This window comes from Acinetobacter sp. UBA5984, assembly GCF_002429925.1.
Classification (GTDB): domain Bacteria; phylum Pseudomonadota; class Gammaproteobacteria; order Pseudomonadales; family Moraxellaceae; genus Acinetobacter; species Acinetobacter variabilis.
In genome coordinates this window covers 21,930-27,993 of sequence record NZ_DJBE01000070.1, presented here as the reverse complement: position 1 = coordinate 27,993, position 6,064 = coordinate 21,930, and the positions used below count along the sequence as shown (strand labels likewise).

At 45.8% G+C, this 6,064-nt stretch carries 4 protein-coding genes and 4 tRNA genes; all 8 read right to left on the bottom strand.

Annotation, left to right across the window (positions count from 1 at the left end):
- Nucleotides 1–191: 191 nt before the first annotated feature.
- A tRNA-Thr gene (locus B3J29_RS11465) sits at nt 192–266 on the bottom strand.
- Nucleotides 267–287: 21 nt separating this feature from the next.
- Nucleotides 288–363 (bottom strand) — tRNA-Gly (locus B3J29_RS11460).
- Between the two features lie 36 nt (nt 364–399).
- Nucleotides 400–483: transfer RNA gene (locus B3J29_RS11455), tRNA-Tyr, on the bottom strand.
- A gap of 56 nt (nt 484–539) precedes the next feature.
- Nucleotides 540–615, bottom strand: a tRNA-Thr gene (locus tag B3J29_RS11450).
- 98 nt (nt 616–713) lie between these two features.
- Nucleotides 714–2,207, bottom strand: coding sequence for an anthranilate synthase component I (trpE, locus tag B3J29_RS11445; RefSeq protein ID WP_005232532.1), 1,494 nt, complete (start codon nt 2,205–2,207; stop codon nt 714–716).
- 108 nt (nt 2,208–2,315) lie between these two features.
- Nucleotides 2,316–2,984 carry a phosphoglycolate phosphatase gene (gene gph / locus B3J29_RS11440; RefSeq protein ID WP_005232534.1) on the bottom strand — a complete coding sequence of 223 codons (669 nt, stop codon included), beginning with the start codon at nt 2,982–2,984 and terminating at the stop codon, nt 2,316–2,318.
- Nucleotides 2,985–3,062: 78 nt separating this feature from the next.
- A complete protein-coding gene (locus B3J29_RS11435) occupies nt 3,063–3,722 on the bottom strand; it encodes an FHA domain-containing protein (protein WP_005232536.1) in 660 nt (219 codons plus the stop codon).
- A gap of 62 nt (nt 3,723–3,784) precedes the next feature.
- On the bottom strand, nt 3,785–6,034 hold the full coding sequence (gene gspD, locus B3J29_RS11430; protein ID WP_005232538.1) for a type II secretion system secretin GspD: 2,250 nt from the start codon (nt 6,032–6,034) through the stop codon (nt 3,785–3,787).
- Between the last annotated feature and the right edge of the window lie 30 nt (nt 6,035–6,064).

The following is a 6,064-nucleotide window of genomic DNA, read 5'->3' as shown; positions in this document are numbered from 1 at the left end:
TAACGTGTGGCTTATTACGTTCAAACTTAGCCTTAGCCATGTTAATCTTCCTCGTTTACGTCGAACACAATTCTGAGTAAAACCCAGCTCCGACATATCGTTTAAAAAAAACCAAACACCAAATACTTGAAAAGCAGACTAAATAGCCTGCTTTTGAAATATTTTTGCAACCACGTTGCCAAACTGTAATCTGGAGCTCTTATCGAGATTTGAACTCGAGACCTCTCCCTTACCAAGGGAGTGCTCTACCACTGAGCTATAAGAGCAAATATTAGTACTTCAAACAATGGAGCGGGAGACGAGGATCGAACTCGCGACATGCAGCTTGGAAGGCTGCCGCTCTACCAACTGAGCTACTCCCGCACGATGTTGGTACTTACCACTTTGAAGTCTTAAAATTGGTGGTGAGGGAAGGATTCGAACCTTCGAAACTTTCGTAGCGGAGTTACAGTCCGCCCCCTTTGACCGCTCGGGAACCTCACCATTTTTTACACTTACATCAGTGTCGTTCTTTACTTCGCATTCCAAACTCTCTAAGATGGTGCCGGCACACGGATTCGAACTGTGGACCTACTGATTACAAGTCAGTTGCTCTACCAACTGAGCTATGCCGGCGTTTCCTAGTGTTTCGTACGTTTCGTATCGGAACGGTGTGCAGTTTAGCAAAACTTAGAATCCGTGCAAGTGTTTTTTTCAAAAAAAACGCCAAAAACTCACAAAATCAATCCGTTTGATGATAATTCAACCGCTTTGATCACTGCGCGAGCTTTTATTTGGGTTTCATTCCATTCTGACTCAGGATTTGAGTCCGCAACCAGCCCTGCTCCCGCCTGAACATAGACCTTATTTTCACGAATCACGCAGGTACGAATGGCAATCGACATATCCATTTCACCATGCCAGCCTAAATAACCGACAGCGCCGCCAAAAATTCCGCGTTTTACTGGCTCAACTTCGTCAATAATTTCCATGGCACGAATTTTTGGCGCACCAGAAAGTGTTCCCGCAGGGAAAGTTGCCTTAAAAACATCCAGTGCATCGACATCATCACGTACTTCACCTTGTACATTCGACACAATGTGCATCACATGCGAGTAACGTTCGATCACCATTTGATCAGTGACTTGTACTTTACCGATTTTGGATACACGACCGACATCATTTCGGCCCAAGTCAATCAGCATTAAGTGCTCGGCAATTTCTTTTTCATCAGACAGCAAATCTTTTTCCAGTGCCAGATCTTCTTCTTTGGTCTTGCCACGTGGACGCGTACCCGCCAGTGGACGAACAGTCGCAATGCCATTTTCCAGACGAGAAAGAATTTCAGGCGAAGAACCCACAATATGGAACGGCGTATTGTTTTCTAGGGTCTGCCCTTGTACCAGGAACAAATAAGGCGATGGATTAAGGTGACGTAATGCGCGATAGACCTGTAAAGGCTCACCATCGAAATCAGAAACCATACGATGACCTGGCACGACCTGCATCACATCTCCGGCACGAATGTACTCTTTTACCTTTTCAATGGAGGCAATAAAGTTGTCATGTCCAGTTAAAGACTCAAAATGCGGTGCTGTATGTTTTTCTGCTTTCAGGCTTACCGGTGTGGCCAGAATATTTTCCAGCTCATCCAGCTGCTGCTGTGCTTTGTCATAAGCTGCCGGATCCGTTGCATCGGCATGTACAATCAGGAACAGAGTATCTTTCAGGTTATCAAATACGATGACGGTTTTGGACAGCATCATCCAGATATCTGGCAAGCCTACAGGATCGGCTTCAGGCACATTTTTTAGCTTAGGTTCGATATAACGTACTGAGTCATAACCAAAATAACCGACAAGACCACCGGTGAAGCTTGGCAGACTTGGCAGCTCTGCCTGGGTTGGCACCTTAAACTGCTTCTGGAAATCACGAATATATTGGAAAGGATCGCTGCAATGCTGCTTTTCAATCGAGCCATCTGGATGCTGAACTGTGAGTTCACCTGCATTGCAGGAAAACACAGTAGATTCACCCAAACCGATAATTGAATAGCGCGCCCAGTTCTCTCCCCCTTCCACAGATTCGAACAGATAAGCCTGTTGGTGTTGTTTCAGACGGGCAAAGATAGATAAAGGAGTATCTGTATCGGCTAGACGCTGACGGTATACAGGAATCAGGTTGTAGCCTTGAGATGCAAGTTGCTGGAATTGAGCTGACGTTGTCATTCGGTTTTTCTCTTTAAATTGGAGTTACTCAGTATGAAAATGGAATTGGACTGAGCGACGCCATCGAAAAACCTTACAACTATTCATCTTATTTCCTTCGTACCTTATTTAAGCAAGCAACTCACGTAGATCATCGACAATTTCTTGAGGATCACAGTCTGCTATATTTTCACCATGATTATAGCCATAGCTGACTACAATACAATCTATACCCGCACGGCGCGCAGCTTCAATGTCATTGACCGAATCACCAATCATCAGCACCTGATCTTTGGTCACACCATAATGTTCCACACAATGCAACAACTGACGCGGATCTGGCTTACGCTCGGCAAAGCGATCACCAGCAATGGTGTCATCAAAGTATTTCGCCATTTCGAGGATATCCAGAATACTGCGTGCCGGTTCTTCTGGTTTATTGGTCACACAGATCAGTTTTTTGTCATTAGCCTTACCCCATTCCAGAAACTCGATAATTCCATCAAATGGCTTGGTATCTACACAAGGATCGGCATTATAAATTTCCAGGAACGTCGTAAGTAATTCCTGATGCTGGGCAGGTAATACTTCTCCCACCAGATGTTGGAGTACACTTTCACAGAACTTGGACGTTCCTTTACCGATCCAGACCCGTACCTGTTCCTCAGTCACCAGTGGTAGCTGCAAGACATTCAGGCTCATATTCATGGCCCGATACAGATCATGGGCTGAATCCACCAAGGTGCCATCCAGATCGAATAAAATCAGCTTACGTTGTTCTAGTTGTGCAATTGACATCCTGACCCTCATTTTCTTTATTTGCAGCCATAAAAAAGGCATGCGTGATGCATGCCTCGATTGTAACCAATCATGGGCTTATTTAAACAACACCCAAGCGATAATCGCCAAAATAATCAGAACGATCAGTGAAATCAGTCCAATAGATGCATTTTTCTGTGCTTCTTTTTCCTGCTCTACACGAGAAACAGGCTGTTCCACCGGAATTGGGGCTGGTTCTGGCTTAACTGAGCTCAGGTCTACACCCTCAGCAATAGGCGCAGGTTTTGGGATACCTACATTGGTCGGCATACCATCACGGGTCAAGTTGACTGAAGCACCACGCTCTCTCAATTCTGGAATACCCTGATCATTCATCTGCTGGGCAGGGGTTTTCTCAACCGTTTCGATTTCTTCAACCACTTGCTCTGCTGTTTCTTCAACTTCTGGCGCCACTTCAACAGGCGCTACAGGTTCAAAAACCAGAAATTTCAAGCTGGCAAACTGGACTACATCGTCTTGTTTTAATCGCGTTTCCTGCTCAATACGCAAGTCATTCACGAAAGTGCCATTAGATGAGCCTAGATCCTGTACCCACAGTGCATCGTCTTTCAGTAGAAAAGCAGCATGCTTACGCGAGATTTCCGCAGCCTGCAGCACAATATCAGCCGCCTGATGACGCCCCACCAGCATGTCACGGTCAATCGCTATTTCCTGTCCGGTCAAATCGTCGGTAATTGCCTGTATTTTCCAAATCATGAAATCTACTTCTCTATTCTCTTTGACATTATCATAACATGCTGTATGCAAATGCGAATGGTCTAGCTTTTGGGTCTAAGTGTGGTTGTTGTAACGGTATTTCTACTTTTTTCAACCTGCTGGACTGGCTGCTCTACCACTTGTCGCTGAATCCCCGGCTCAATTGCTACCGGTGTAGCCACTACTGAGGCTGACGGCGTTGGCGCACTCGGAACATTCTGGTAGGACGAATTCGTCAGTGGTGTCTTGGAAACTGGAATACGCTGTTGATACACATCTTCAACACTTTCCGGTAGCTTGGCAAAATTACCGTCTGAATCGAGTGCCAATTGCAGGCTATAGAGTTGACCATAACGTTGCTGCGTCAGTTTACGCACTTCATTTCTATCTCCCACAATCGTTGGATGGATAAAGATCAATAAGTTACGTTTCTGATTAGACTTACCTTCTGAGCGAAACAAACGTCCCACCCCTGGAATTGCTCCCAGACCTGGTACTGCCTGGCGTCCATAACTGGTATTGTCCGAAATCAAGCCACCTAATACGATCGTTTGTCCATGTTCTGCCAGAATCGAGGTTTTGATCGCACGTTTGCTAGTGACCAGATCTTGCGCTTGACCCTTATTGGCTTTTACATCTGAAACTTCCTGTTCAACTTCCAGACGTACCGTACCATCTTCACCAATGTGCGGCACGACTTTTAAGGTTACGCCGACATCTTTACGCTCAATGGTGGTATAAGGATTAGCAACACCTGCGGCTCCTGTAGAAACTGAACCTGTCACAAAGGGTACATTTTCACCGACAACGATGTAAGCCTCTTCATTGTCCATGGTCACAATCGACGGTGTAGACAGCAGATTAGACTTGGTGGTTTCTTTTAAGGCCTGAATCATCGCGCCGTATAAACGGCGTGAACCATCACTGCCTTCACGATAATCACCAATCACTAGCGAACTGCCTGCGCCTACGGTACTCGCTGCACCCGTACCACCGCCAGTAAGATAACCCGCTGCAATATTTTTCAGGCTGGTGCCAAAATTATCAAAATTGATCAGACCAATTCCGCTGCTGATATCACCCAGGGCCCATTGCACACCCAACTGATCCGCATCTGTCCCTTCTACTTCAATAATTGCAGCTTCAATCAGAACCTGTTGACGGCGTACATCTAACTGATCAATGGCAGATTCGATTTCACGCATCAGTTGCGGGTCTGCTTTAACCACCAGAGAATTCTGCGTGGCATCCGCAATAATACTGACGCCATTGGCATTAAAGCTGCTAATCCCGCCTTGCTCGGTTTTCATGCCAGTATTGAGCTGAATATTGGATGCGGTTGAGCTGTTTGAGTTAGTAGTACTGTTGTTATTCAGGTTATTAGTCGGATTATATGAAGACGAACTAGAAGAAGAATTATCTAAACCAGTATTGACTGCTTGCCCTGTCACTAATCCCTGCAAAATTTCCGAAAGATTCTTGGCACTGGCATATTTCAAACGGAAGACTTTTAAGCCACCCAGACGGTCTGCTGCAGGCACATCCAGCGTTTCAATAATCTGACGAATGCGCTTGCGTGTCGCCGGATCACCCTTAATCAGAATCCGGTTAGTACGCACATCTGCCATGACCCGCACCCGCGAACCACGCAAATCTTTAGCTGCACCAGTTGCTGCCATAGAGTCAATCAGCTCGATCATTTCTTCGGCCTGGCTGGATTGCAGACTAATGGCTTCAATATCATTCTGACCCGTGCCATCCAGATTACGGATGATGGTTTCCAGCTGATAGATATTGGTCGCCCTGTCCGACACAATCAGTGCATTGGTACCTGGAACAGCAGCCAAATGAGCAAACTGTGGCATCAATGGACGCAGGGCCGGAATCAGGTCATTCGGATTGGTATTTTCCAGCCAGATCACACGTGTGACAATCTGGTCACCAGTCGCACGATGACGTGCATCATAAGGAATCCCGGAGCTTTTGACATTACTATCTGGAACCAATTTGATGGTATTTCCTGAAGGGATGGCCACTACACCATTGACATTCAAGACCCCTAAAAACAGGTCATAAACTTCATTTTTATTCAGTGGCTTGTTGGAAATGACCGTGACATTGCCTCGAACCCGGGGATCTACCGCAAAATTTTTACCGGTAATATCCGCCACTTCATTAATGAATGCGGTTAAGTCTGCATCCCGAAGATTGATTTTCCAGGTTTGCGCATAACTTGCCGTACTGACCATAGCAACCAATGGTGCGGCCACACAGAATGCCCATGCTGATCGATTATTATTAAATAAAGCCATAAACTTTTGTGTTTCCTAACCCTATGCGTG